Source organism: Coprococcus sp. ART55/1, from assembly GCF_000210595.1.
GTDB classification, from domain to species: Bacteria; Bacillota; Clostridia; order Lachnospirales; family Lachnospiraceae; genus Coprococcus; species Coprococcus aceti.
The window spans coordinates 720600-746203 of record NC_021018.1 but is presented as its reverse complement, the minus strand read 5'-3'; the positions used below and the strand labels follow the sequence as shown (position 1 = coordinate 746203).

Annotated in this window: 23 protein-coding genes and 1 pseudogene; 1 reads left to right on the top strand and 23 read right to left on the bottom strand. The window is 45.5% G+C overall.

Translation table 11 applies throughout. The annotated features are described in order from the left end of the window. The 9 genes and pseudogenes from CCU_RS03600 to CCU_RS03560 form a co-directional block, all read right to left on the bottom strand. Nucleotides 1-307, bottom strand: a pseudogene (locus tag CCU_RS03600) (DUF2798 domain-containing protein); the annotation flags it as partial. A gap of 299 nt (nt 308-606) precedes the next feature. After that, entirely contained in the window at nt 607-2523 is a 1917-nt protein-coding gene (locus tag CCU_RS03595) for an ABC transporter ATP-binding protein (protein WP_208896339.1), read from the bottom strand. A gap of 60 nt (nt 2524-2583) precedes the next feature. After that, nucleotides 2584-4335, bottom strand: coding sequence for an ABC transporter ATP-binding protein (locus CCU_RS03590; protein ID WP_015533601.1), 1752 nt, complete (start codon nt 4333-4335; stop codon nt 2584-2586). A 313-nt stretch (nt 4336-4648) separates the two neighbouring features. Then, the gene (locus CCU_RS03585) at nt 4649-6169 is read right to left on the bottom strand and encodes a hemoblobin-interacting domain-containing protein (protein WP_015533600.1); all 1521 of its coding nucleotides are present in this window, start codon (nt 6167-6169) and stop codon (nt 4649-4651) included. Between the two features lie 117 nt (nt 6170-6286). Then, nucleotides 6287-7288, bottom strand: a complete 1002-nt coding sequence (locus tag CCU_RS03580; protein WP_015533599.1) for a helix-turn-helix transcriptional regulator — start codon at nt 7286-7288, stop codon at nt 6287-6289. A gap of 33 nt (nt 7289-7321) precedes the next feature. Beyond that, on the bottom strand, nt 7322-7834 hold the full coding sequence (locus tag CCU_RS03575) for a phosphatase PAP2 family protein (protein WP_015533598.1): 513 nt from the start codon (nt 7832-7834) through the stop codon (nt 7322-7324). Next, nucleotides 7834-8175: a phenylpyruvate tautomerase MIF-related protein gene (locus CCU_RS03570; protein WP_015533597.1), complete on the bottom strand. Its 342-nt coding sequence runs from the start codon at nt 8173-8175 to the stop codon at nt 7834-7836. The genes CCU_RS03575 and CCU_RS03570 overlap by 1 nt, the downstream gene beginning before the upstream one ends. A gap of 116 nt (nt 8176-8291) precedes the next feature. After that, nucleotides 8292-10283, bottom strand: coding sequence for an NAD(+) synthase (locus CCU_RS03565; protein WP_015533596.1), 1992 nt, complete (start codon nt 10281-10283; stop codon nt 8292-8294). Between the two features lie 309 nt (nt 10284-10592). Next, the gene (locus CCU_RS03560; RefSeq protein WP_015533595.1) at nt 10593-11468 is read right to left on the bottom strand and encodes a phosphoribosylaminoimidazolesuccinocarboxamide synthase; all 876 of its coding nucleotides are present in this window, start codon (nt 11466-11468) and stop codon (nt 10593-10595) included. Nucleotides 11469-11890: 422 nt separating this feature from the next. Here CCU_RS03560 and nrdD point away from each other — a divergent pair, with 422 nt between their 5' ends. After that, on the top strand, nt 11891-14086 hold the full coding sequence (gene nrdD, locus CCU_RS03555; protein ID WP_208895959.1) for an anaerobic ribonucleoside-triphosphate reductase: 2196 nt from the start codon (nt 11891-11893) through the stop codon (nt 14084-14086). A gap of 121 nt (nt 14087-14207) precedes the next feature. On the opposite strand, the gene CCU_RS03550 is transcribed toward nrdD, so the two are convergent. From CCU_RS03550 to CCU_RS03485, 14 genes are all read right to left on the bottom strand, one after another. Beyond that, nucleotides 14208-14423: a hypothetical protein gene (locus CCU_RS03550; RefSeq protein WP_015533594.1), complete on the bottom strand. Its 216-nt coding sequence runs from the start codon at nt 14421-14423 to the stop codon at nt 14208-14210. Nucleotides 14424-14449: 26 nt separating this feature from the next. Then, nucleotides 14450-14641 (bottom strand): hypothetical protein, encoded by a 192-nt coding sequence (locus tag CCU_RS03545; RefSeq protein WP_022216860.1) that lies wholly within the window; start codon nt 14639-14641, stop codon nt 14450-14452. Between the two features lie 131 nt (nt 14642-14772). Further along, nucleotides 14773-16215, bottom strand: a complete 1443-nt coding sequence (locus CCU_RS03540) for a DUF6034 family protein (RefSeq protein WP_015533592.1) — start codon at nt 16213-16215, stop codon at nt 14773-14775. A 70-nt stretch (nt 16216-16285) separates the two neighbouring features. After that, entirely contained in the window at nt 16286-16573 is a 288-nt protein-coding gene (locus CCU_RS03535) for a hypothetical protein (RefSeq protein WP_015533591.1), read from the bottom strand. A 173-nt stretch (nt 16574-16746) separates the two neighbouring features. Continuing rightward, complete coding sequence (locus CCU_RS03530) at nt 16747-17025, bottom strand: hypothetical protein (RefSeq protein ID WP_015533590.1); 279 nt, start codon at nt 17023-17025, stop codon at nt 16747-16749. A gap of 46 nt (nt 17026-17071) precedes the next feature. Beyond that, nucleotides 17072-17536: a threonine/serine exporter family protein gene (locus CCU_RS03525; RefSeq protein ID WP_022216862.1), complete on the bottom strand. Its 465-nt coding sequence runs from the start codon at nt 17534-17536 to the stop codon at nt 17072-17074. A 13-nt stretch (nt 17537-17549) separates the two neighbouring features. After that, nucleotides 17550-18362 carry a threonine/serine exporter family protein gene (locus CCU_RS03520; RefSeq protein ID WP_015533589.1) on the bottom strand — a complete coding sequence of 271 codons (813 nt, stop codon included), beginning with the start codon at nt 18360-18362 and terminating at the stop codon, nt 17550-17552. A 42-nt stretch (nt 18363-18404) separates the two neighbouring features. Continuing rightward, nucleotides 18405-19052, bottom strand: coding sequence for a DUF6709 family protein (locus CCU_RS03515; RefSeq protein ID WP_015533588.1), 648 nt, complete (start codon nt 19050-19052; stop codon nt 18405-18407). A gap of 29 nt (nt 19053-19081) precedes the next feature. After that, nucleotides 19082-19825 (bottom strand): tRNA pseudouridine(38-40) synthase TruA, encoded by a 744-nt coding sequence (gene truA, locus CCU_RS03510; RefSeq protein WP_015533587.1) that lies wholly within the window; start codon nt 19823-19825, stop codon nt 19082-19084. Beyond that, nucleotides 19819-20463, bottom strand: a complete 645-nt coding sequence (locus tag CCU_RS03505; protein ID WP_015533586.1) for a sugar O-acetyltransferase — start codon at nt 20461-20463, stop codon at nt 19819-19821. Before CCU_RS03505 ends, truA begins: the two co-directional genes overlap by 7 nt. Nucleotides 20464-20832: 369 nt before the next feature. Further along, the gene (trhA, locus tag CCU_RS03500) at nt 20833-21585 is read right to left on the bottom strand and encodes a PAQR family membrane homeostasis protein TrhA (protein WP_015533585.1); all 753 of its coding nucleotides are present in this window, start codon (nt 21583-21585) and stop codon (nt 20833-20835) included. A gap of 146 nt (nt 21586-21731) precedes the next feature. Continuing rightward, complete coding sequence (locus CCU_RS03495) at nt 21732-23330, bottom strand: putative ABC transporter permease subunit (protein ID WP_015533584.1); 1599 nt, start codon at nt 23328-23330, stop codon at nt 21732-21734. After that, on the bottom strand, nt 23327-24037 hold the full coding sequence (locus CCU_RS03490) for an ABC transporter ATP-binding protein (RefSeq protein ID WP_015533583.1): 711 nt from the start codon (nt 24035-24037) through the stop codon (nt 23327-23329). Before CCU_RS03490 ends, CCU_RS03495 begins: the two co-directional genes overlap by 4 nt. 60 nt (nt 24038-24097) lie before the next feature. Then, complete coding sequence (locus tag CCU_RS03485; RefSeq protein WP_015533582.1) at nt 24098-25540, bottom strand: MATE family efflux transporter; 1443 nt, start codon at nt 25538-25540, stop codon at nt 24098-24100. Between the last annotated feature and the right edge of the window lie 64 nt (nt 25541-25604).

Here is a 25604-nt window from a genome sequence, read left to right as displayed (position 1 = left end):
CTATAAGGCTCATGATTGGGCACATCATTATGCAGATGTAGAATGATATCATGAAGGTTATCACCTGTGGTCTGTCAGTCGGTCTCACGATCTTGAACGCAAGCATTGGTGCAAGCTTTCCAACCACGAAAAGCTCAAGCACAATAGCTATCGGCCACATGATCGGCATCTCATGAAGTGCCATGACAAATGTCTGATTGGTGAAACCTCCTGTGCTTAATGCTACATTGTAGCAGATCATTCCATAGACCATTAACATGGCCATGATCGTTGTGAATACGAATTCCTGTAATTTGTTTTGTGGCATAATAATTTCCTCCTTACGAAAATAATATTGAGCATGCGCATTCAAAGGCGCTCCGCGCGGGCGCATGCGTGCTTCGCAACATGTCGTCAAGCGTAGCTTGATGACCTGCGCGCACATCAGTGCGCTTCCTCTGCAAGGATTCCTCCCGCTTACGCGGGCCCCTCCTTACGAAAATAAAAAGCCCAACGAAACTTTCATCTCGTTGAGCTTAACTGCGACTACCATTAATTGCCCCTATAATAGCACATAAACTTTTATATTGCAAGTAATTTTCAGTTTTTTATATACAATTCAAATGCTTACGCCTGCCCAGCTACGGCCTTCTTGCCTGTGTACAGCTGATAATATCTGCCCTTCATATCTATGAGCTGGTCGTGGGTGCCTCGCTCTATGATGCGTCCCTGCTCCATGACCATGATGCAGTCCGCGTCCTTGACCGTGGAAAGTCGGTGAGCTATGACAAATGACGTTCTTCCCTCCATGAGGGCATCCATTCCCTTTGAAACCATAGCCTCGGTTCTCGTATCAATGGATGATGTAGCCTCGTCCAGGATCAGTGCTGGTGGATCGGCAACCGCCGCCCTCGCAATCGCAAGAAGCTGTCTCTGTCCCTGACTGAGGTTTGAACCGTCCCCGGTGAGCACCGTGTTGTAGCCGTCAGGAAGTCGCTTTATGAAATCGTGAGCATTTGCAAGCTTTGCAGCCTTGATGCACTCCTCATCCGTGGCATCCAGCTTGCCATATCTTATGTTGTCCATGACTGTTCCTGTGAACAGATGTGTATCCTGAAGCACTATTCCAAGGCTTCGTCTGAGATCCGGCTTTCTGATCTTGCCTATGTTGATATTGTCATACCTTATCTTGCCGTCCTGTATATCATAAAACCTGTTTATCAGATTGGTTATGGTCGTCTTGCCCGCGCCTGTACTTCCGACAAATGCTATCTTCTGACCAGGCTTTGCATACATATTTATGTCGTGCAGAACTATCTTATCCGGATTGTAACCGAAGTCCACATTCTCAAATTCAACCTCGCCTGTGAGCTCCCTGTATGTGACCTCGCCAGTCTCATGCCTATGTCTCCATGCCCAGAGTCCGGTTCTCTCCTCGGTCTCCGTGAGATTGCCATCTGCATCCTTCTTTGCATTTACCAGCTCAACATAGCCCTCGTCCTCCTCTGGCATCTCATCCGTCATGGTAAATACCCTGTCGGCTCCGGCTGCAGCCATGACTATGGCGTTGATCTGCTGGCTTATCTGTGTAACCGGCATCGTAAAACTCTTGTTAAGCGTCAGGAATGCCACAAGCGTTCCTATGGTAAGACCTGACCATCCATTTACTGCAAGTACACCTCCAAGTACAGCGCAGAGAACATAGCTTATGTTTCCAAGGTTCGCATTCACCGGCATGGTAATGTTGGCTATCATATTTGCCTTGTAGGCGCTGTCCTGAAGAGATCTATTCAATTTGCAGAAATCGTCATATGCCTTTTCTTCGTGGCAGAACACCTTGACAACCTTCTGGCCGCTCATCATTTCCTCTATATAGCCATTTACCTTACCAAGATCCTGCTGCTGCTTCATGAAGTATCTTCCCGACTTCGCGCCCAAGCTCGACGTCGCCTTTATCATGATAAGCACCATGACGACCGACAGAACCGTGAGCGGTATATCAAGGACTATCATAGCAATGAGTGTTGAGATAAATGTGATGCTTGAGTTGATAAGCTGCGGCATACTCTGGCTTATGACCTGACGGAGTGTGTCAACATCATTGGTGTACACCGACATGATATCTCCGTGTGCATGTGTGTCAAAGAAAGATATCGGAAGGGATTCCATACGTTCAAAAAGTTCAACTCTGAGTCTCTTCATGGTTCCCTGAGTCACATTTACCATGATCCTGTTGTATGCGTATGCGCAGATGATTCCCAGCACAAGTATAAGTCCAAGCCCCAGCATCCTGTGGGTCAGGGGACCATAATCAGGTGAGCTCTGTTTCATCATCGGTTCAATATATACATCGATAAGTTTCTGCATGAACATCGATATACTCAGTATCGCAAGCGCCGATATAAGTATGCTGACCACAACCGTAATACATGCCAGCTTGTATTCCTTAAGAATATATCTGATCAGCCTTCCAAGTGCCTTCATGGGATTTTTGCCCTGATCCTTTCCAGGTCTCTTCAGCCCTGCATCCACTTTATCATCCATCTTATTTTCACTGTATTTCTCTGTATTTCCTGTCATTACACTGCCTCCTTTCCTTCATAATTAATTCATCTTCTCATCGAAATCACCGCCGCCAGACATCTGTACGTCGTAGATCTCCTTATATATCGTGTTGTTCTTTAACAGATTCTCATGTGTGTCAAAGCCGCTGACCATTCCGTTATCCAGAACTATGATCCTGTCAGCATCCTGCACACTTGATATTCTCTGGGATATGATGATCTTGGTGGTGTTCGGTATCTTGGTTGCAAATGCCTGCCTGATCTTCGCATCCGTAGCGGTGTCAACTGCGCTTGTGGAATCATCGAGAATGAGTACCTTCGGGCTCTTGAGCAGCGCTCTGGCAATACAGAGTCTCTGCTTCTGACCACCAGACACGTTGCTTCCGCCCTGCTCGATCCAGGTGTTATATCCATCCGGCATCCTGTCTATGAACTCATCCGCACAGGCAAGCTCGCACACCTCACGGCACTCATTCTCCGTGGCATCCGCCTTGCCCCATCTCAGATTATCAAGTATCGTACCCGAAAACAGCACATTCTTCTGGAGCACAACCGCCACTTCATTTCGGATGACCTCCATATCGTAATCACGCACGTCATGTCCTCCGACACAGACCGAACCACCGTCCGGTTTCACATCGTAAAGTCTGCTTATCAGATTGACAAATGTCGACTTACCGCAGCCGGTTCCACCTATCACACCAACTGTCTCTCCAGACTTTATGTGAATGTCAATATCCTTCAGCGTGTCCTCTGCACTTCCTGCCTTATATACAAAATCAACATGGTTAAAATCTATTCTTCCATCAGGGACCTCCATGATCGGCTCATCAGGATTGGTCATGGTAGGTGTCTCCTCAAGGACCTCAGATATTCGTCTCATACTTGCCATACTCATGGAGATCATGACAAATACCATGGACAGCATCATCAGCGACATCATCATGCTCATGACATAGCTGAAAAGTGATGTAAGATTTCCAGTTGTCATGCTACCACTGACTATGAAGTGTGCTCCGATCCACGACAGGAGCATCATACATGTAAAGATGACAAACATCATGATAGGATTGTTGAAAGCCAGCAGACTCTCAGCCTTTATGGACAGTTCCGCAAGAACCTCTGCTGCCTTCCCAAACTTCTTATCCTCATATTCTTCCCTGACAAATGCCTTTACAACTCTTATCGCTGATACATTTTCCTGAACACTGGCATTCAGGTTGTCATAGTTCCTGAATACCTCGTCAAATATAGGTGTTACCTTGAATATGATGAAGAACAATCCAAATGCAAGAACCACAAGTGCTGCCACAAATACAAGTGACAGCTCCACGTTGATTGTAAAGCACATTATCATACTGCAAATGAGCATGAGTGGCGCACGGACTGCGATTCGTATGAGCATCTGGTACGCGTTCTGTACATTTGTCACATCAGTTGTCATTCGTGTTATAAGACTTGCGGTGCTGAATTTGTCAATGTTGGTAAATGAAAACTCCTGCACATTCCTGTACATGCCCTCCCTCAGGTTGCAGGCAAATCCTGTCGATGCGCTGGCAGCAAATTTGCCCGCCATCACTCCAAAGAAAAGGCTCAGGAAAGCCAACACAAGCATGAGTCCGCCATACATATACACCTTGCTCATGTCCTGTCCGTTGATTCCTTCGTCAATTATTTTGGCGGTCACAAATGGAATGAGGATCTCCATAAAGACCTCTGCCGCCGTAAATACAGGTGTGAGTATTGAGTCCTTCTTGTACTCGCCCACCTGACCAAGCAATGTTTTGATCATTCTATTTCCTCCTTGTTTCGGTTTGAAATGCTGACAGAATCCTCAGATGCACAAAATCAGGAACTTGATTTATGATATGCGATATCTGATCGTCAGCTATGTGTGATTTAACGCAAGTTGCATAAATATTAATACTTCTATTTTTTAATGTCAATAGTATACAGAGGCGTTTTGTTTGTGAAATTTCTGTGTATTTAAAGTATTTAAAGACATATTAAAATAAGGCATATGAACATCTTTTTAGTCCATATGCCTCATTTTATAGAGATCTAATATGTAATTTCCGCTCTAACAGCCATTTCATTCAAAGCCATCAATGGGTCTTGAACCTTTTCTTAACACAAATTCCTGCAACCCCCACTATTGAAACAAACATAAGAATCACATACAACTGCAAGTCTGTACTGTCACCAGTTTTTGGAGATGATTGTGTTGTTTTATCCGTTGTACTTGTCTCCTGTGTTTTATTGGTTGTACCTTCCGAAGGCTCCTGTGTTGTACTGGTTGTGTCTTCCGAAGGCTCCTGTGTTGTACCGGTTGTGTCTTCCGAAGGCTCCTGTGTCCCCGTTGTCTTCTCGTTTACTGTAAAATGAGCTGTCGCTGTTCCGCTCTCAGAGACAATGCCAAGTGTATGCTCACCCTCCGAAAAACCGGCAACATAATCCTCTTTCAATGTTACGATTATACTTCCAGATTCCACCGTATAATTACTCTCATCTATGGTCTTTCCGTCAACCTCAACACGAATAAAATCCCTGTATGCAGCATCAGATGTGAATGATAGTGCATTCTTCGCACCTGCTGTTACTGTCGCTCCGTCTCCCTTGATAATAACAGGGGCAAGTTTCGCAAGCACTGTGTCTTCCTTTTTAATTTCATTTTCTGCTTCTTCATCACTAAAATACTTATTACATTTATCACAGAACCAATATGTGCTGTTTCCTTCTTTTGCAGCAGTAGCAGCTTGCTTTTCTACTTTTTCCATATCGTGACCGGCGTTTTCTGCTGTCCGTACATTTTCCTTTGTTTGAGATTCAAAAGCAGAATTTTCAAATGTCACACTGTATGTAGTTAATTCTGGCAATACGCAGTTCTTTTCCTGTATTACTGTTGCTGTTGTATCTGCTGTCTCACTTTCTACGCCATCACATGCTGTACATTTTCTTTCTGCTGTACAGTGTTGATTGTCTGTGCTCCATGTGTATGTTACATCTCCATAACTATGACCTACTGCCGGAATCTCCGTATAGGTGGTGTAATCACAGTTACTGCAGGTATCGTAAGTTTCCCAACCGTTTGCGGTACAAGTCGCCGCCTGTGCATCGTGATGTACGAGGTCGTGACCCGTAGCTTGGATCGTCTCTGTTTTTATTCTGCCGCATCCAATGCAAGTATACTTTCTCTCCCCCTCTGTTGTGCAGGTTGGAGAAATAGTTATAGTGCCATTATCCCAAATATGTATTCCAACATCGCCCTTTTCTGCGCAGACATTACACTCATGCCAATGATTGTTTTCATCCGAAATCCAGTTTGAGTTCCAATCATGTCCGAGAGGGGTGGATGTTCCTCCGCAGATCGTGCAAGTCTGTCCGCTTGTGCAGGTTGCCGTTCCGCTCCACACATGCGCAGAACGTGGATTGGTGATATTAGTGCCACATTCTGTGCAATAAACGTGATGCCAATGATATCCAGCGTCTTTGTATTCATAAGTTTCGGTTGTTCTTACCCATTTACCACAGATGTCGCAATAGGCTTTGCCCGCATATGCCGGTATCCGCAGCAGCATCAGCACCATGCACATAGTGAGCAGGGTGGTCAAAATTCTTCTCTTCATATAGTTCCCTCCCTTAAAAATAAATCTGAGTTTGGTTAGTGATTTCTGTATATAAAGATTTTATCATTTTGACTTCTTCCATGTAATCTCCGTTTCGATACGAAAATGTATATTTTCCTATTTCAGCATATAATTTTTCAGCTCATCCCTCTTATTTATATTCATTTTTTCATAAATCCTGCTCAGATAAGTTTTAACCGTATTGGGTGAAAATCCCAGATAATCTGCAATTTCCTGATTATTCCAATCTCGGCTTGCCAGCATTGCAATCGAGAATTCCACTGTGGATAATGCATCCGTCACTGAATTTCCTGACATAGGATTGTGGATTGACATCCATCCCCTGCTAAAGGCAATGACTTTATCAGATAATTTGTTATATAGTTTTGAATCCTCCTTGCGGATACATGACTCCAGAAGTCCCTGCAGCAAACCATGATGTTCAACGAAAGGTTCCAGAAATTCGTCTTCTTTCGCCACGTTCCACGCCAGCATCAATGCATCTTTTGCTTTCTGCTGATTTTTCAGATTCATCTGACACATTGCAATCATACAATACAGATAGATCATACTAATAGGATATATATCATCCCTGAACATCAATGCTGCCTCGCAAATTCCAAGTGCCCTGCCATACTCGCCTTTTAAATATGCCATGTGAGCTATTACATAGGCAGAAAACAGCTTAATTCCAGGCGGCAATGTTACTGCATAAAGCTCCACATCCGGAAGTTCATCCACCGAAAGATGCAAAAGCACAGAGGACATATATCCCGCAAATACACTGACAGCCCTGTCCTCAGCGGATGAAGGATTTTTCGTCTCTTTTTCAAGACATTTCTGAATCTCCCTCAGTCCTTTCCTTGATGCAGCTTCTCTGCCAAGTGTCAGATTAGAGTATACATATAACAGGCAGGATGACATCTTCAATTTTATATTATGGCTCATCAGATAACGTTCTGCTATATGATTGCACTCCTCCGCCTGCCCGGTAAAATAATAGTATTCAGCACGTGCTATCTCCTGAAAATCCCTGTCTTCAAAACTGTCTACCATCTTTTTCGCTTCACCCGGCTGAAATGCTGCATTGATCAACGGCAGTATGGTATATTCACTCATAATCGTATCCCTCCAAACCAACGATCCGCCAAATCATTTATCAATCGCTCTAAGTATAAATCCTGCTGCCACTCCAGCTGCCACGCCTACCACTATTCCGCCAATGATATCTGTTGGGAAATGCACATACAGATACATTCTTGAGAACGCTATGAGGATCGCTATCACACAGGATATTGCGCCCAGCAGTTTCTTCCTGCTCATGAACAACGCCGTGACAGCCGCAAATGACGCCGCCGTGTGTCCCGATGGGAAGGAGTAATCCGTTGGTTTCTTCACTATCAGATCTGTAAAATCCGCCACATCATATGGTCTTGTTCTGGCGACAAGATTCTTTAACAGGCAGTTGGTTATAAGAAGATCAAGGATAAGTGCGATGGCCATGCACAGCCCTGCCTTCCTCGTCTTTGGAATAATCAGCAGCACAGCCGCCAGCACTATCCACAGTATTCCCGCATTTCCAAGGGATGTGATCGCCACCATGAGCTTGTCAAGCCATGGGGTATGTATATTCTGGAGAGCGTCAAGGACTTCTATCTCCCACATCAGAAGTTACCTCCGTTCCAGCCCCAGTCATGTACGCCGTGGTAAGTCACGTACACCGCATTTCCCGGAATTCCAAGTACATCTGCAAATATATCGCAGATCTTTCCTGTCATGGCATCACATGCCTTCGGAGTCACATCACCGAATACGCTGACTTCCACATATGCACCCTTATCAAGTTTCTTTCCACCCATGAACAGGTCGTATCCATCGTTGATGCCGACCATAAGGTAGCTCTCCGTCTTGTTCATCGTTGTTATCGCCTGACCGAGACTGCTCTTAAGAGTCTCCTTCTGGTCATCGCTCATCTTCACTGTAACCTTTGAATCTATAAATGGCATTTCTTTGTCCTCCTAAATTATATTATTCATATAAAATATATACACGACTTTTGTAGACATTTGTCTTTGTATGCTATTATGATTCTGCCACGTTAATAACTATCCCAGGCAAATGTCTACAAAAAGTCCTCAAATTCAATCTCAGACGGCAGTCTCAGATCTCCTCTCGGGCTGACCGACACGGTTCCAACCTTCACACCGTCCGGCATACAGTTCCTCTTGAACTGCTGGCGGAAGAATCTCGTGTAGAATACCTTCTGCCATTTATCGATCTCGCTGTCTGAGAAATTGTACTCGTCACTCTGTCTTACAGCCTCCTTGCACAGCTCATTTACCTCCTCAGGTGACATTCCATATCGCAGCGTATAATATAAGAAGAAATCGTGCAGGATGTATGATCCCACGGTGTCCTCCGTCTTCTGCGCGATGGTTCCGTCCGGGTTCGGTGGCAACAGCTCCGGGCTGACCGGTGTGTCTATAATATCGTCTATGATCGGCGCGATGCCCGCAAATCCGTCAACCTCCATGAAGTGTCCGACTTCGTTCACAAGTGAGCGCACCAGCGTCTTTGGTATACTTGTATTCACTGCATACATGCTCATATGGTCGCCGTTGTAGGTGCACCAGCCAAGTGCCAGCTCCGAGAGATCTCCGGTTCCAACCACGAATCCGCCCTCCTTGTTAGCGACATCCATGAGTATCTGCGTTCTCTCCCTCGCCTGACAGTTCTCGTAAGTTATGTCATGCACGCTCTCATCCTGTCCGATATCGGCAAAATGCTGTCTCACCGATGCAGCTATGCTTATCTCTCTGCTGTCACAGCCGAGCAGTCTCATGAGTTCCGTGGAGTTATTCTTCGTCCTGTTTGTCGTTCCAAATCCCGGCATGGTGATTCCCACGACAGTTGTGGATGGAAGTCCCGCATTCTTCACCGCCTGTGCTGAAACCAGCAAAGCCAGTGTGGAATCAAGTCCGCCTGACACTCCCACGACCACACATTTGCAGTGGGTCGCCTCTATCCTTCTCTGAAGTCCGGCAACCTGCATCTTAAATATCGCCATGCACCTCTCAAGCTTATTTCCCGATGGGACAAATGGTGTCATCTTCACCTTCATGAGCACATTCCCTTTGTCCATGAGTGGGGTATCGCACACCACCGTCTCATACTTTCTGAATGCGAAATCACGCTTACAGTCGGCAAATGATTTGTTTGCTATCCTGTCATGTCTGATCTTGGTGAGACTTATATCCCTTATCAGTACTCCGTCCTCAAATGGCTTTACCTCGCCGAGGAGCTTGCCGTTCTCGTACATCAGATTGTGTCCTGAAAATACCAGATCTGATGTGGACTCATACATTCCAGCGGACACATACACATATCCGCACAGGCAGTCCGATGACACACTTCCTATCAGCTTGTGCCTGTATGCAGCCTTTCCGATGACCTCATTTGACGCGGAAAGGTTGAGTATGACCTCAGCTCCCGCCATGGCTAGAAGTCTTCCCGGCGAAACTGGAGTCCATGCATCCTCACATATCTCTATGCCAAGCTTGACTCTCTGGTCTCCGCTGCCCATCTCTATCATCACATTGTTGCCAAACAGCACTTCACTGCCAACAGCCCTGTCCCCGGCTTTCTTTGAACCGGCATTGTATTCAAGCTCATCTCCATCATCTTCCGGGTCCATGAGATTGACCATCACCGCATCATACTTTCTGGCTGAGAACCATCTCTTCTCGTAGAACTCACCGTAGTTTGGAAGGTAAGTCTTCGGCACGATGGCCACGACTCTTCCACCCTGCAGGAACGCCGCACAGTTGAACAGCTCTCCGTCCACCTCAAATGGCAGACCGACCACCAGTGCCGACTGACCAGTACATGTAGCCATGGCAAGCTGAAGAAGTCCTCTTCTCGCACCATCTATGAGTTTTCTATTCTCAAACAAATCCGCACAGGTATATCCCGTGATAGACAGTTCCGGCGTCACTATGACATCCGCAGCATCCTTATACTCTTCATATATATCCATTATCTCTCTGACATTACCGCTGACACTTCCGATGTGGACCTTCGGCGTAACGGCTGCCACACGCAGCATATTCTTCATTGTTACCTCCTTGTAAAATCTCATTTGATTTTGCCTTTTCATAACATTTACACTTTACCACCCGGAGACATTTATTTCAACGAAGTTCACAACTTGATGAGTCTCTATTTTCGGTCATTTCCCAGTTCAGGGCTTGTCCGCCGGGTGTCAGATAACTTTGTGTTTTTATCTTTTGGCGAAAATGCTTTAAAAAAAGGCTCCCGGACATATCATTGCGCCGGGAGTCTTTTTTCTGCCATGCAGACATCCAGTGACATACGGTTTATCCGCCATCACTCAACACTGCATCTATATATTATAATGTACTGATTACTTTCCAAGTGGCTTGCCTGTGAGCTTCTCATAGCCCTCAAGGTAGATGTCGATGGTCTTCTGTGCGACATCATCAGGAAGCTTCCAGCCCTTGTCAGGATTAGCCTTCAGCCAGTCACGTGCGAACTGCTTGTCAAATGATGGCTGGCCATGACCTGGCTCATATACATCTGCTGGCCAGAATCTTGAGCTGTCAGGTGTAAGCATCTCATCGCCGAGAACGATATTGCCATTCTCATCGAGACCAAACTCAAACTTTGTATCTGCAATGATGATTCCTCTTGTAAGTGCGTACTCTGCACACTTCTTGTAAAGTGTGATGGTGTACTCCTTGAGCTTTGAAGCGTACTCCTCGCCCTTGCCAGGGAAGTACTTCTCAAGGTGAGCAATGCTCTGCTCATATGATATATTCTCATCGTGATCGCCAATCTCGGCCTTTGTTGATGGTGTGTAGATAGGCTCAGGAAGCTTATCAGACTCCTTTAATCCCTCTGGGAGCTTGATTCCACATACTGTGCCGTTCTCCTTGTAGCTTGCCCAGCCGCTTCCTGTGATGTATCCACGAACGATACACTCGATTGGAAGCATCTCAAGCTTTCTGCACATCATGCTGTTGCCGTCGAACTTCTCCTGCTGGAAGAACTCAGGCATATCCTTTACATCAACTGAGATCATGTGGTTAGGAAGAATGTCCTGTGTCATATCAAACCAGAACTTTGACATCTGTGTCAGAACTGTTCCCTTCTTGGAAATTACATTGTCGAGGATGACATCGAAGCAGCTTATACGGTCTGTAGCTACCATGATCAGGCTGTCTCCATTGTCATAAATCTCACGTACCTTACCTTCTTTGATTGGCTTTAATTCCTGCATTTTTTTATCTCCTTGATATTTGTATTAATACCTGTTAGAAATTGTATCCATATAAGTGTGTATCACTTTTTATGGTTGCTTGTCAAGGCTTTGGAAGCCCTCAAAAATTTTTTCTCAAAATTTGTCAAGGTTTATGCGCCTCACGGGATTTTTATTGTGTAAAAGCACATTTTTCATCTTTACAATGTTATTTGTGATGGCTATAATAACAGAGCACAATATCTAGTGGGTGTTTCACATTATCTCCACCAAATATATTGTGTTTACATATTTTTTCTTTATAAATAATTCCATGCGGCACAGGCAGCCGCATCTACTATATTACGTCGAACCAGACCTGATTGGCCTGATTTCAGTTAACTTGAATGATTGGAATATTACGATTAAATTTACCATTGAATTGGAAGAGGGAGGCTATTGCTGTGTCAGAGGAAGCTAAAACACACGTACACGTAATCAAAAGGAATGGAGAAGAGGTGACATTTGACCTGTCAAAGATCGAGAATGCCATCAAAGCTGCCAACAATGAGGTTGACAAACTCCACCAGCTCAACGAATATCAGGTTCACGCCATCGCGGATAACCTGGAGAAACAGATAGAATCAATGTCCCATGCAGTTCACGTGGAGGACATTCAGGATATGGTCGAGACCGGTATCATGGAGATGAGAGGATATGAGGTTGCACAGAAATATGTGCGTTACCGTTACAAGAGAGAGCTCGCACGTAAGTCCAACACCACGGACAACGGAATCCTTGCGCTCATAGACCATATGAACGAGGAAGTCAATCAGGAAAACTCAAACAAGAATCCGGTGATCAACTCGACACAGCGTGACTACATGGCCGGTGAGGTATCCAAAGATCTGACCAAGAGAATGCTTCTGCCTGAGGATATAGTTGAGGCACATGAGGCCGGAATCATACATTTCCATGATTCTGACTACTACGCTCAGAAGGAGCACAACTGTGACCTCATCAACCTTGAGGATATGCTGCAGAACGGAACAGTGATCAGTGAGACCATGATTGAGAAGCCGCACAGCTTCTTCACGGCATGCAACGTCACCACGCAGATCGTGGCACAGGTTGCCAGCAACCAGTACGGCGGGCAGACATTTACCCTGTCCCATCTGGCACCATTTGTGGATGTGAGCAGGAAGAAGCTCCGTGCACAGGTCATCGAGGAGCGCAAGGACTGTGGCGAATCCCTTGATGATGCCATTATCGACAAGATAACAGAGAAGAGACTTCTGAACGAGGTCAAAAGTGGAATACAGACTATACAGTACCAGCTCATCACCCTGATGACATGTAACGGACAGGCACCATTTGTCACCATGTTCATGTACCTGGATGAGGTTCCTGAGGGACAGACAAGGGATGACCTGGCACTCATCATAGAGGAGGTCCTGAATCAGAGGATCAAAGGAGTTAAGAACGAGAAGGGAATCTGGATCACTCCGGCATTTCCTAAGCTCATATATGTTCTGGACGAGGACAACATCACCACAGATTCCAAATACTGGTATCTGACCGAGCTTGCCGCCAAATGCACCGCAAAACGTATGGTTCCTGACTACATCTCCGCCAAAGTCATGAAAGAGATGAAGGACGGCGACGTATATCCATGCATGGGCTGCAGATCATTTCCTACAAAGGAGGACGGCATCAGGAATCCTGATGGATCCCGCAAATATTACGGACGTTTTAACCAGGGCGTCGTGACCATCAATCTTGTTGATGTGGCATGTTCATCATACGGCGACATGGACAAATTCTGGAAGATCCTGGACGAGCGTCTTGAGCTTTGTCACAAGGCACTCAGATGCAGACATGAAAGACTGCTCGGAACCATATCTGATGTCGCTCCTATACTGTGGCAGCACGGTGCGCTGGCAAGACTTAAGAAAGGCGAGAAGATTGACAAGCTGCTCTTCGGCGGCTACTCAACTATTTCCCTTGGCTATGCCGGTCTCTGCGAAATGTGTGTCCGTATGATCGGCAAAACACATACATCCGAGGAAGGCAAGAAATTTGCGCTCGCTGTAATGCAGAAGCTCAACGACAAATGTGCTGAGTGGAAGGCTGCTGAGAATATCAGCTATTCCGTATACGGAACACCTATGGAGTCCACTACTTATAAATTTGCCAAGAATCTGCAGAAGCGTTTCGGCATCATCCCGGGCGTAACAGACAAGAATTACATAACCAACAGCTATCACGTACATGTAACCGAGCACATAGACGCCTTCAGCAAACTGAAGTTTGAGTCAGAATTCCAGAAGCTGTCACCGGGCGGCGCCATCAGCTATGTTGAGGTTCCAAACCTCCAGAATAACATAGACGCAGTCCTTGAAGTCATGAAGTTCATATACGACAACATTCTCTATGCAGAGCTCAACACCAAGAGCGACTACTGTGAGAAATGTGGCTATGACGGCGAGATCAAGATCGTGACAGACGATTATGGCAAGTTGGTGTGGGAGTGCCCTAACTGCGGCAACCGCGACCAGAACACTCTCTTCGTTGCAAGACGTACCTGCGGTTATATCGGAACCCAGTTCTGGAATCAGGGACGTACACAGGAGATCAAGGACAGAGTCCTTCACCTGTAGAATTAGTCAGCTTAAAACTGATACTTTCAGATAAAAATACAGACAGCACAATTGTGAATGAAGTGACCTCAAAAAACAATTGACTGTCTGTATTTTTATTACTTTCTTATAACTACAATATCTAGCATACCCTCATGTAAGCGGCATCATCTGCAAAATCCGGCTGATCCGAAACAAACTTTATAACATCTGCGGATTTTACGCCTGGATTTCTTTTGATATAAGCAGTGAGCATTTCTAATCTTGCCGCATTCTTCTGAGCATAATGCTCCATAGCCGAGACAAACTCAAAATAAGAATCATCTATATTGTTGAGCAGTTTTCTTAATTCTTCCATAACTACGCCCCCTTACATTTCTATTCTCATATATATATATTATAGTTATCATATCCATGATTCTCAAAATAATACCAATATGGTTTATTATCTATTCCATACGAAATATGTACTGCGTATGTTTTTCCTTCGTATTTACTATAATTCGTATTTATTTCTCTGCAGATTTTTGCATATTCTGCCCTATCCAAGATAAATGTATTATAAACAAATCTCACAACTTCTCCTATCATTCATAATATCATCTGCACATAAATTACACAAGCTAACACCAAAACATATTATATACCCTAATTTGTGATAATTAATGCAAATGTAATTTTTGATAGATTTAGATGTAATAATCCGTTTAATACGTCTCCCACAACTTCATCTTCTTGGCATTATCCACTATGTCAATGCAGCTTCCGTCAATTGCATTTATACATATAATCTGGGATATCTCCCCTACCGTGTCCTGTCCCCGAAGCTCCTCGCTCTGTGTAAATATCCATGCAGGAATGTAGCAGAGCTTTCCATCGTCATCTGCTGTCGCCATGTATCTGAGTGCCACGTTGTTGAACTGAACCTTGCCATATCTGGTCTGGTATTTCTCATAATATGTTGCAATGCCCTCATTTGCCTTTGCGATCATGTCGTTCCAGCTCATGAGTTCCACATCCTCCGCCTGCAGGGATGAAGGATCTGTGTAAAGCTGGGAAAACATATCTACAACTCCATCATCATCAATATTTAATGTTACACTGTCACCAGGCTCAAACATATAGCCATTCTGTGTCTGGAGATTGTCAACGTTATATAATTCGCCCTCTCTCTCCTTTGCTCCGTATATAGACCTGCTGAGCGTTACCGAGTATCCACTCACCTTGGTCTGCTTTACCTCGCCATTGTCATCCGACCATATTCTGGCAAGCGGCTCTGTCTTTGTACTCTCCATACCGTCTATCCCCATCTTTGAGAGGAAATTCATCGCTTGGGATATGGCATCGTTCTCCGTGAGTTTGCTCTCATTTGTGACATTGGTCAGATCTATGTCTGTGGCATTGCTGATGCCCGTCACATAGGTGTATGTTGCGCCGCTCACACCATCCAAAAGCTTGTTTTCCTCACTCTCGGATTTGTAAAATGATATATACACACCTGCGTCTGTATTGTCATCCTCACCGCCATACTGTGATATACTCACCGTATATTCCTTGTCTCCATATTTGCCTGTATACGATGAATACGGATCATCATAATTCTCCAGCAAAGGAAGTGAATCCGGTGCATCTGCCATCTGCTTCTTGTATGTCTCTATCTGGGTATCATACCAGGCATCCGACGAATCATCCCCCTGCCCCTGAGCCTCCTTCTTAAACTTCTCTGTACTCTCTATCATACTCTTCAGCTCATCCTTGGTCTGCACTCCATCCTTGCGGATATATATGCCCTGGGACTTGTCCAGGAGTCCCTCGACAATGCTCTGTATCTGTGCAGCATCAAGCTTCATAGTGCTGTAATATACCCTCTTCATGGAATCCGTATCAGGAATATCTATCGAACCGGAACAGCTTATCTCTGACAAGCCCGAATTGCCCACATCAAATGTCTCATCACACTTCTCCGGGATTCCCAGACTCTTTGCAAGGCTGCCACCCGCATCGTTACTGCCATCATCACTGTATCCACTTGCCGAACCCGACTCTCCATCCAATGTATAATCAACCTTTTTATTTCCACATCCTGTCATCTGCATCGCCATCACTCCTGCCAGCACACATGCCGCTATTCTTGTCGCTCTCTTTCCCATGATTATCTTCCTCCTTGTCATTTCGCAAATATTCATATATTAGACATTTCATCTGACCATATCAGCACATTTATTTTGATATGGTTTTTGTTCCTGCCCCAGTCTCCGGGTCTGTTCCGTACCATGTCTCAAGACATTTTGCAGTCTCAATTATATCTACACAGCTTCCATCCACTGCGTTTATGTACACAAGCTGCACTATATTATCGTATGCGCCATGATCCTCCTCAATGGAATCACCATATATGTATTCTGTCCTGTCCTCATCACCGCTCGACCTGTTCTCACAGCCACACATGCCACATACGGCAAGTACAGACATGACCAGCGCAGTTTTCCGCCACGAATTTCCTGACATTTTCTGCCTCCCTTCACATTAAACTTCAGAAATGTCTCTGCTCATAATGTATTGTAAAATGGGTGTACATTAAGAAACAATTGCCGGGAACTTTAAGATATTCTTAAGACGAAAAAATCCCTTCCGTATGATGTACCTAATCATACGGAAGGGATCTATAATCCACATTATATTTAGAATTTGAAAAACATCAGCAGGAGTATGATTCCCACAAGCGTGAGTGCCGCTCCCACCAGAAAGGCTATCTTAAACCACTTCTCATCACCTGTCACCCTGTCAAATGTATCATCCTCAACCTCAACAAAGCTGAGTGCCGTCATGGTCATAAGCCCAAGTCCGGTAAAAATCGCAGATGAAGCAGGTATCCTTATGGCCGGTATAACCCACAATATAAAATATACTACATCACATCCAAGCAATATAAACAGCTTTTTTCCATACTTCTCAAGCATAACCCTCGATCTCCTTAATATAACACTTAACCTGTATCATAACACCTTATATGTGTTTACTCAAGCTTTCCGCCTTTTTGTTCTTAAGCCTCCTTATTATGTCATCACATCCACAGACTGCACTTATTCCCACCGCAATCCCCAGCACGAACAGCATTGTGGAATTGCCATATGCGCTTGCGGCCTTCCAGTCTGAATCAAATGCCGCGCTCAGTGTGTAATAGAGCGGAGCCCCCGGCAGAAGCGGGATAAGTCCGACTATGAGATACTGATTTGCTGGTGCTTTCATGATCCTTGCCGCTATCTCAGCATATATGGCAGCCCACAGGCTTGCCGCAAGAGATGGGATAAATACGTCATCTATGATATTTCTGACCAGAATGTATACTATCCATGTGCACATTCCATTGACCGCCGCCGGTATCACATTTCTCTTTCCTAGATTGAACATAAAAGCAAATCCCAGCGAACCTAATAGAGCAGTGACAACCTGTATGATCGTTTGCTGCACTTGTCTGCACCTCCTAAATCGTGATAAATACCGCCAGTGCAAATCCGCACGCTATCGCCGCCGCCCAGAGCAGCGACTCAACCAGCCTCAGACTTCCCGTTATGGTATCCCCTACAAACATGTCCTTCACTGCATTTGTCAGCGCAAGCCCCGGGATCAGCAGCATTATATCTCCTATCATGACCTTGTCCTCATGTATTGGAAGCACGTGCCCCGCCAGTCCTATCAATACACCCGTGGCAAATGAACACAGGAAATTAAACAGTATGTTGTTGGTACATATCGGGGCAAAATACATCTGCATCAGCCATATCCCCACAGCAAATGCCGCCGCCATAGCTCCATCAAGTATGGTTCCGCCGAAGAATACCGCAAGCGCTCCCGCCGCCAGCACGCTTCCCACGCACACCCGGAATCTCGGCGCTGATGCCTGCTCTATCTCTTCAATTCGTTCTTTCAGGCCCTCAGTGGCTAGTGGCTGTCTGCAATACTCTCTGCTCAGGGCATTTATCCGCTCCAGCTTCCAGAAGTCCGTCTTTGTCCCATCCCTGGTTCCTCTGGTCATGGAGCACACCGATCCATCCGGCATGTTCATGGTACATACCAGAGTGGATGTAATAGCAAATACGTCCATACGCTCTGCTCCATAAGCAGCTCCCATTCGTCTGAGTGTATCCTCCACTCTCTTCACCTCCGAGCCATTCCGGATCATCATGGCTCCGACATCCATGAACAGGCCGAGCATTTTCACATCCTCCGGACTTCCCTGAGGCATATCCCGCAGCTTCTCCATTCCGCTGTGCCTGTCGATATCCGCCATACCCATATGCCACCATCCTTTTTGTACAGATATACCTCATGCCATTATCTATCTCATTGGAACCTGCTGGAAATACTGGTGTCTTCTCTCATCCACCATTTTCTCCAGTTCCTTCTGATTGTGGTTATATATCTTATTTATCTCATCGTTGTATCCTATTATTATGTATGGAACCACTCTTTCTATGTATGCAAGGGTGTCATCACAGTCCTTCTCCTTCCTCATCGGAAGCGCCATTCCGCTACCATCATTCAGCCTGACCTCGATCTGGTAAGACTTACCCGCCTTGATTCCGTACACTTTGTTCTGGGTTATGAGCTTATATACCCACATAAGCTCCCTGGTCTCGGCAAAATTCACCGTGTCACCCTTGATATACATGAAGAACTCGTTATTTAATCTGAGACCATTCACTGCAGCACCTGATCTGTAAAACTGCTCTATCCTCTCCATCTCATACTCAGGATTCGGCTTCTTCTTACAGTAATCCAGCACGTCTCTTATGTTGCTCTGCCTTATTGCCAGGGATACAAACCATGCCGCAAATGCGAGGAACATCGCGGATCCAAGCCCTATCCATATCGATCCTTCATCTACCCCCATTGCTGCAGCAACACCGGAGATTCCGATTGCTGCAAATATCACTGCTCCAATAATACATTTTATCCTGTACTTTGTTCCAAGCTTCTTTATCATCTATTTTAACCCCATTTTCTTAATTGTACTCAGTCATATTCCACTTTCATCAGGCAAAGTCCATGTGGAGGCGCCGTAGGCCCCGCCAGCTGCCTGTCCATCCCGGCTATGATCTCAGGAATATGCTCCGCACTCATATTCCCATATCCAACCTCTACCAGTGTTCCGGTCAGTATCCTCACCATGTTCTGCAAAAAGCCATTTCCATGGAATCTCATGCGGACGTAGTCTCCCTCCTTGACTATATCCACATCGTATATTGTTCTGACCGTGGATTTCTTCATCTTATTGTTGCCACAAAAAGATCTGAAATCATGCTTTCCGACAAGATACGATGCAGCCTTTTTCATCACATCCACATCAAGTGCACTGCCCTGCGGCACACACCACACATAATTTCTGTCAAATACAGGTTTCTCAGCACCTACATACAGCGTGTATTCGTAGACTTTACCGGTTGCATTCAGCCTTGCATGAAACCTGTCCCCGGCCACAGCAACATCAAGCGCGCAGATATCCGCAGGCAGATATCTGTTCAGATAATCTTTTATCTCTTCCGGAGTCTTATCTGTTTCTAGCCTTCCGTTCGCCACCATGGCTCTGGCATGCACTCCCGCATCAGTCCTGCCTGCACCATGGATGTCGACCTTTGCGTCGACCATCCTGGTGAGGACCGCCTCTATTCGCCCCTCCACTGTATCCGCATTTGTCTTGCTCTCCCAGCCGTGATAACGTGTGCCATCATAGCTGAAAGTAAATCTGTAATTTACCATATGTCCTCTCCAGGGACCTGCTCGCCTGTGTCTGCCTCAAATTCCTTTACCTGTTCAAGCCAATATTGCTTATCTTTTTCTGTTATCGGTCTTATGACTTTACATGGATTTCCAGCAGCTATCACACCATCCGGAATATCCTTTGTGACAACCGCCCCTGAGCCTATGACAACATTTGAACCTATGGTCACACCCGGATTGATGACCGTATTGCCGCCGATCCATACATTATCGCCTATTGTGACCGGCTTGCCAAGCTCCACACCGGCATTTCTGATCATCGCATCTATCGGATGACTTGCGCAATATATATTGACCCTTGGTCCCAGAAATGCATGATCTCCAATGACGACGTCACACTGATCCAGGACTATCAGCCCTGTATTTGCATAGAAATAGTCTCCCACATGTATATTTGTTCCATAGTCGCAGTAAAATGGCGGCTCTATGTAACACTCCTTTCCCATGTGTGCGAATAATTTTCCAAGATACTCGCCGGTTCTTGTCATTGTCTCAGACCTCGGAGCACCGTTGAACTTATCAACCAGATCCTTCGCCTTCCCCTCTGGATCCCAGTCCACACATTTATATAACTTGCCAGCTTTCATTCTGCCAAACATTTTCTCTACTCTGTCCATAGAATTTCCTCCTCGTATTATAATATTTACTCATCATGTTTATATCTGCCTAAAAGATACCATTCTTTATGGCTGCAATCAACCGCAAATATAATTACTCGTAAATCGAATCCAATATAAGCAATAAACTTCTATCGGTAACAGAAAAACTGCTCTCCAGATATTATAATAAGCCGCGTGCCTGTATTCTGAATCGATAGCGTAATCGACTGAACTTCAGCGCTTATTGCCGGAGCGGCGCGCACAAACGCCCTTATCGTGCGCAGAGCGCAGTGCAAATATAAGCAAGCTGAAGTGGCGGAAGATTAGTGTGATTCAGAATACAGGCACACGGCTTATTATGTCTGGAGAGCAGTTTTTCGTCCGTCCTCAATACACATAAAGGTACATCCCAAACCAATGCAGCGCGGCCCCCAGCATCACAAAGATATGCCAGATAAAGTGCGCCCCCTTGGTGTCCTTCACAAATGGAATCATGCCAAGCGTATAGACAATACCACCGCCCACGATCCATCCCAGAAGCGGCTTGTCATTTCTGAACCAGCCCGGAATGAACATGATAGCACTCCATCCGATAACGAAGTACAGCGTATAGTGTATCGGTCTGAACCTGCCCGGTCCGAACACACATATGATGGTGATCCCCGCTATGATAAGTGCCCACTGCACACAGAACAACACTATTCCAAGCACATTTCCCCAGTACACAAGGTACAGTGGAGCAAATGTTCCTCCTATCAGCAGATATATCGAGGAATAGTCAAATCTTCTCCAGAGCCGCTTGACTGCCAGCCCGGATTTGTATGAGTGATACAGACAGCTCATGAGAAACATCAATATCAGTGATATTCCATAAAAACACGATGCCATCACTTTGAGTCCTGTGTCTGACTTCAGGAGAAGAAGGACAAAGCCGGCTATGGCAAGTCCTGCTCCTATTCCGTGGGTAACAGCATTTCCCACCTCCTCGAGAACGGTGAGCTTTGGCGGCTCATTCAGTTCCCTGTAGTGCTGCCTTTTTGCTCTTTTTGCCTCTTTCTTCTCTTCTTTGCTTTTCTCTTTGTCCAGTTCAGCTTTCTGCTGACTGCTCATGTCTGTTTCTAAGTTATTTACTTCTGCCATATTTAATCCTAAAACTTCTTTCTATCTATAACTCTATCTATAATTCTATCTATAATTTATACTGCTATCTATAATCTACACTGTCTTACAACCGCAGTCTCCAGCTCCCGTGCAGAGTACAGCCCTGGGATCATCATCGCAGACCGCTAAAGTGCCTCAAACACCTGCACCCCGCGTCTCTTCAGCCATATCCTGAACAACGCGGCAATGACAGCTGTCAACACTGCGCTTATTATAAGATATAATGTCGATCCAGTCAGGCTTCCGAAGGCTACGTATCCTGCTACAAGTACTATAATATACACAAAATTAGATAAAAGAGCAACAAGTACACCCATGCTCTGCTTCACGACTGATGCTTCCGACGTCCAGTCAAGCTTTGGCATCTTGAGATTGACTGCAAGCCCTATGTATGCAGTCAGGCACACATAAAGACATGGTATCAGTAACATCATCACGCCATCTACAAGTGATGGTGTCACAAAAACAAGCATCACTATATCAAGGATCAGCGCCGGAATCAGGGTAAGTATCACATGCATCCTCAGTTTTGCCCTAAGTATCTGCCACGATGTAACTGGAAGCGAACGCACGATCCAAAGATTCTTTCCCTCCAGAGATATCGATGGTGCAGTCAGATCATTCATCGACGCGGCGGCACATACGGCTATACACGCCCCAATTATAAGTACACCATCCGGTAGTCCGGGAGTTTTCGTAATCATATTTACTACATACTGTCCTTTAACAAGACAAACCACTGCCATAGCGATCATTATCAATGTCCCCAGGGAACAGTTGAGCATATATACGGCAGATGCTGCCAGTCTTTTGAACTCTTTCTGAAGAAGTGCTGCATCCTGGCTCTGCGCCTTTGCAGCTTTTATTATATTCTTCCTTTTGGTATGTCCGGCTTTTGTCGTCACGATTCCGATGAATGTTCTCTCAAGTACCAGCCACACTGCAAGAGAGATGATCAATGTGCCTGCTGCCACAAACGCCAGCTGCAATCCATCTCCTGTAGCCGCACGGCCAATTGAATAGAGCGGATATGCAGCACCTTTTATCTTTGCACTGTATTCTCCGCTATTTGCCAGGATCTTTGAGAGCAGCTTATTTGCATTCATGTATACAGCATAATATGCGGCTATAAATGCCAGTGACAATACAACTGTCACAAAGCTCTTATTTCTGGTCTTATTGCCTATCTTCCCCACTACCCAGCCAAGTATGCACGAAAGTACCAGAACGACAAATGTCAGGAGGATCATCACTATGACCGCTGAAATCACAGCACCTATACCCGGATGCGCCACTATCCCATATACTATTATTCCCGGAACCATGGCTGTTGCCGCAAATATCGCGCCCATGACATACACTCCTGCCAGTCTGGAAAACAGTATAGCTCTGACCGGTATTGGCAGTGACAGCATCAGGTCATTGTCTTTTGCCTGATACAAGCTCGCATATGTATTGAACACGCTTCCAAATATACCTATGGCAAGGGACATCATAGCCATCATAGCCATATACATCCAGTCTAGTCCCACGGCGCAGAGCTGAGCACACATCGAGTATGCCACGCTGCCAAACATGCTGCCCATGCAGCCGAGTATGAGCGCGATATATATGACTATTCCACATACCACAGCGCCTTTGGGTCTGGACTTTCCAGTCTTCCGGTCAACGAAAAATCCACTGAACAGCATCTTAAGCTGTTTCTTCATCAATATCCTTATCATGACTCACCCTCCAGATCAAGGAACACGGATTCAAGTGACTCGTCTCCCTTCACCTGCTCCATTATGCCCGCCTTCACCAGTCGTCCGCCTTTTATGATCGCCACTTTATCGCACAGCTTTTCTGCGACTTCCAATACATGTGTGGAGAAGAATATCGCCCCTCCGTCATCACACATTTTTCTCATCATCTGCTTGAGTATATGGGAAGCCTTTGGATCGAGTCCGACAAACGGTTCATCCATGATGACAAGTTTCGGTTCATGTATCCATGCTGATATGATTGCCAGTTTCTGCTTCATACCATGGGAATACTCGGATATCAGCTGTCCTAGGTTGTCTTTTATCTCAAATGCGTCAGCATATTTGTCTATGAGCTCGTCCCTGACTTCCTCCGGCACGTCAAATATATCTGCTATAAAATTCAAATATCCGATTCCGGTCATAAAATCATACATATCTGGATTGTCAGGAATATATGCCATCTGTTTCTTGCATTCCAGCGGTTTTTCCTTTATGGACACACCATCTATAAGGATATCTCCCTCCTCAAAATTCAGGATCCCTGTACACGCTTTTATAGTGGTTGTCTTACCTGCCCCGTTGTGTCCGATGAAACCATATATCTCCCCCGGCATTATATGTAGGCTTAGATTGTCCACCGCCAACTTATCTCCATATCTCTTTGTGAGATTTTTTATTTGCAGCATATTATTTTCTCCTTTTTCAAAACAGGGGACGGAGGTACCTGACCTCTCCGTCCCCATAGATTATCGCGCTCTATGCTTATTTCGCTTCATCCTGCCCCTGAACTCATCAAGTGCCGCGCGACCAGGTCCCGTCATAGGTTTGATCCACCTTCCTTTTAACAAGTACGGTGTCAGTATGACAAATCTCAGAAGTTCATCCGTGTAAACAAATGAGAACACTGCGAGGAATGGCAGCTTGAGCACCATTCCTGCTACCCATGTAGCCGGGACCGAAAACAACATCAGTCCACTGATCTCCATAACTGTTCCAACGATGGCCTCACCGCCTGCACGGAAGCACTCGTTCTGTATATAGCAGCATGTTCTGACTGCTCCGAAGAACAGATATATTATAAGCATATACTTTGTGTACATCATCGCCTCAGCCCCGAGTCCAAACAATCCAAACAGCGGATTGTGCAGCAGCATCGTGATGAGCACAATTGTGAATGTGATGGCAGGACATACCAGTGCAGCTCTCTTGGCATAGGAAAGTCCCCTGTCCAGATTACCCGCGCCAACTTCATTTCCCACGGCAACGCTGGACGCATTTGCCAGACCACCAAAGAATGCATATACAAACCCTTCACATACACGGAATGCAGCCATGGCGGCTATGGCGGAATCACTCTGATGTCCCATGACAACGTTGATTATCATCTGGCCCACGCCATAGAGGATCTCGTTGCATACGATCGGGAATGCCTTGGACGCATAGGACTTCACAAATCCCATATCAATATCAAATGCCTTTCGCGCACTGAACTTTATCTCATGCCTGCTCTTTGCAAGATACAGAATGAGCAGCGCTATGTTCACGATACCAGACACCAGTGTACCTATAGCCGCACCAGCAACTCCCATCTTGGGAGCACCAAATTTACCATAGATCAACACAAAATTTATACAAAAGTTGAGTAAAAGTGAGATGACCGAGCATACCAGTGGCACCTTCACCCTCTCCGTTGACTTAAGGAGTGCTGTAATTATTGCGGCAAATACCTGAAGCGGATAAGACCATCCAACTATTCTCATATATGGCTTCGCAAGTGCTATGATCTCTACTTTATCTGTATATATTCCAAGTATCCACCCCGGTGCAACCACAGTCACCACCGCAAATGCTATTCCAAATATTCCCGCACATATGATCGCCAGACCAAATGCCTTGTTCATTCCCTCTGGATCCTTGGCACCCCAGTATTGAGACATGAACAGAAGGGAGCAGCTGACAAATCCCCAATATGTTGAAAACAAAAGTGATCCTATCTGTGCACACACGCCAACCGCCGCAACGGCGATCTCGCCCTCACTTCCTATCATGATGGTATCAACCATACTAGCGGTGGTCGCCAGCAGATTCTGCATCGCAATAGGCACAGCAAGCACAGCCAGCATTCTGGCAAATTCTTTCCATGTCACCTTTTTATTATTTTTTACAAAGCCCGTAGCAGCACTTCCCATTTTTGTTACCTTTTCCTGTTATTATCTCTTTCATCATTTAATTTGATGCGTCCGATTATTGTAC

Coding starts and splice junctions, on each gene's coding strand:
- CCU_RS03575 (WP_015533598.1), bottom strand. CDS start 7,834: ATGTGGGAGATAGAAGTCCTTGACGCTCTCCAGAATATACATACCCCA.
- CCU_RS03520 (WP_015533589.1), bottom strand. CDS start 18,362: ATGGGTATGGCGGATATCGACAGGCACAGCGGAATGGAGAAGCTGCGG.
- CCU_RS03490 (WP_015533583.1), bottom strand. CDS start 24,037: ATGCTGCAAATAAAAAATCTCACAAAGAGATATGGAGATAAGTTGGCG.
- CCU_RS03540 (WP_015533592.1), bottom strand. CDS start 16,215: ATGGGAAAGAGAGCGACAAGAATAGCGGCATGTGTGCTGGCAGGAGTG.
- CCU_RS03505 (WP_015533586.1), bottom strand. CDS start 20,463: ATGGACAGAGTAGAGAAAATGTTTGGCAGAATGAAAGCTGGCAAGTTA.
- CCU_RS03550 (WP_015533594.1), bottom strand. CDS start 14,423: ATGGAAGAATTAAGAAAACTGCTCAACAATATAGATGATTCTTATTTT.
- CCU_RS03530 (WP_015533590.1), bottom strand. CDS start 17,025: ATGCTTGAGAAGTATGGAAAAAAGCTGTTTATATTGCTTGGATGTGAT.
- CCU_RS03485 (WP_015533582.1), bottom strand. CDS start 25,540: ATGGGAAGTGCTGCTACGGGCTTTGTAAAAAATAATAAAAAGGTGACA.
- CCU_RS03595 (WP_208896339.1), bottom strand. CDS start 2,523: ATGGATGATAAAGTGGATGCAGGGCTGAAGAGACCTGGAAAGGATCAG.
- trhA (WP_015533585.1), bottom strand. CDS start 21,585: ATGGCAGAAGTAAATAACTTAGAAACAGACATGAGCAGTCAGCAGAAA.
- CCU_RS03565 (WP_015533596.1), bottom strand. CDS start 10,283: ATGAAGAATATGCTGCGTGTGGCAGCCGTTACGCCGAAGGTCCACATC.
- CCU_RS03580 (WP_015533599.1), bottom strand. CDS start 7,288: ATGAGTGAATATACCATACTGCCGTTGATCAATGCAGCATTTCAGCCG.
- CCU_RS03570 (WP_015533597.1), bottom strand. CDS start 8,175: ATGCCATTTATAGATTCAAAGGTTACAGTGAAGATGAGCGATGACCAG.
- CCU_RS03535 (WP_015533591.1), bottom strand. CDS start 16,573: ATGTCAGGAAATTCGTGGCGGAAAACTGCGCTGGTCATGTCTGTACTT.
- truA (WP_015533587.1), bottom strand. CDS start 19,825: ATGGTAAATTACAGATTTACTTTCAGCTATGATGGCACACGTTATCAC.
- CCU_RS03560 (WP_015533595.1), bottom strand. CDS start 11,468: ATGCAGGAATTAAAGCCAATCAAAGAAGGTAAGGTACGTGAGATTTAT.
- CCU_RS03585 (WP_015533600.1), bottom strand. CDS start 6,169: ATGAAGAGAAGAATTTTGACCACCCTGCTCACTATGTGCATGGTGCTG.
- CCU_RS03515 (WP_015533588.1), bottom strand. CDS start 19,052: ATGATAAAGAAGCTTGGAACAAAGTACAGGATAAAATGTATTATTGGA.
- CCU_RS03590 (WP_015533601.1), bottom strand. CDS start 4,335: ATGATCAAAACATTGCTTGGTCAGGTGGGCGAGTACAAGAAGGACTCA.
- CCU_RS03495 (WP_015533584.1), bottom strand. CDS start 23,330: ATGATAAGGATATTGATGAAGAAACAGCTTAAGATGCTGTTCAGTGGA.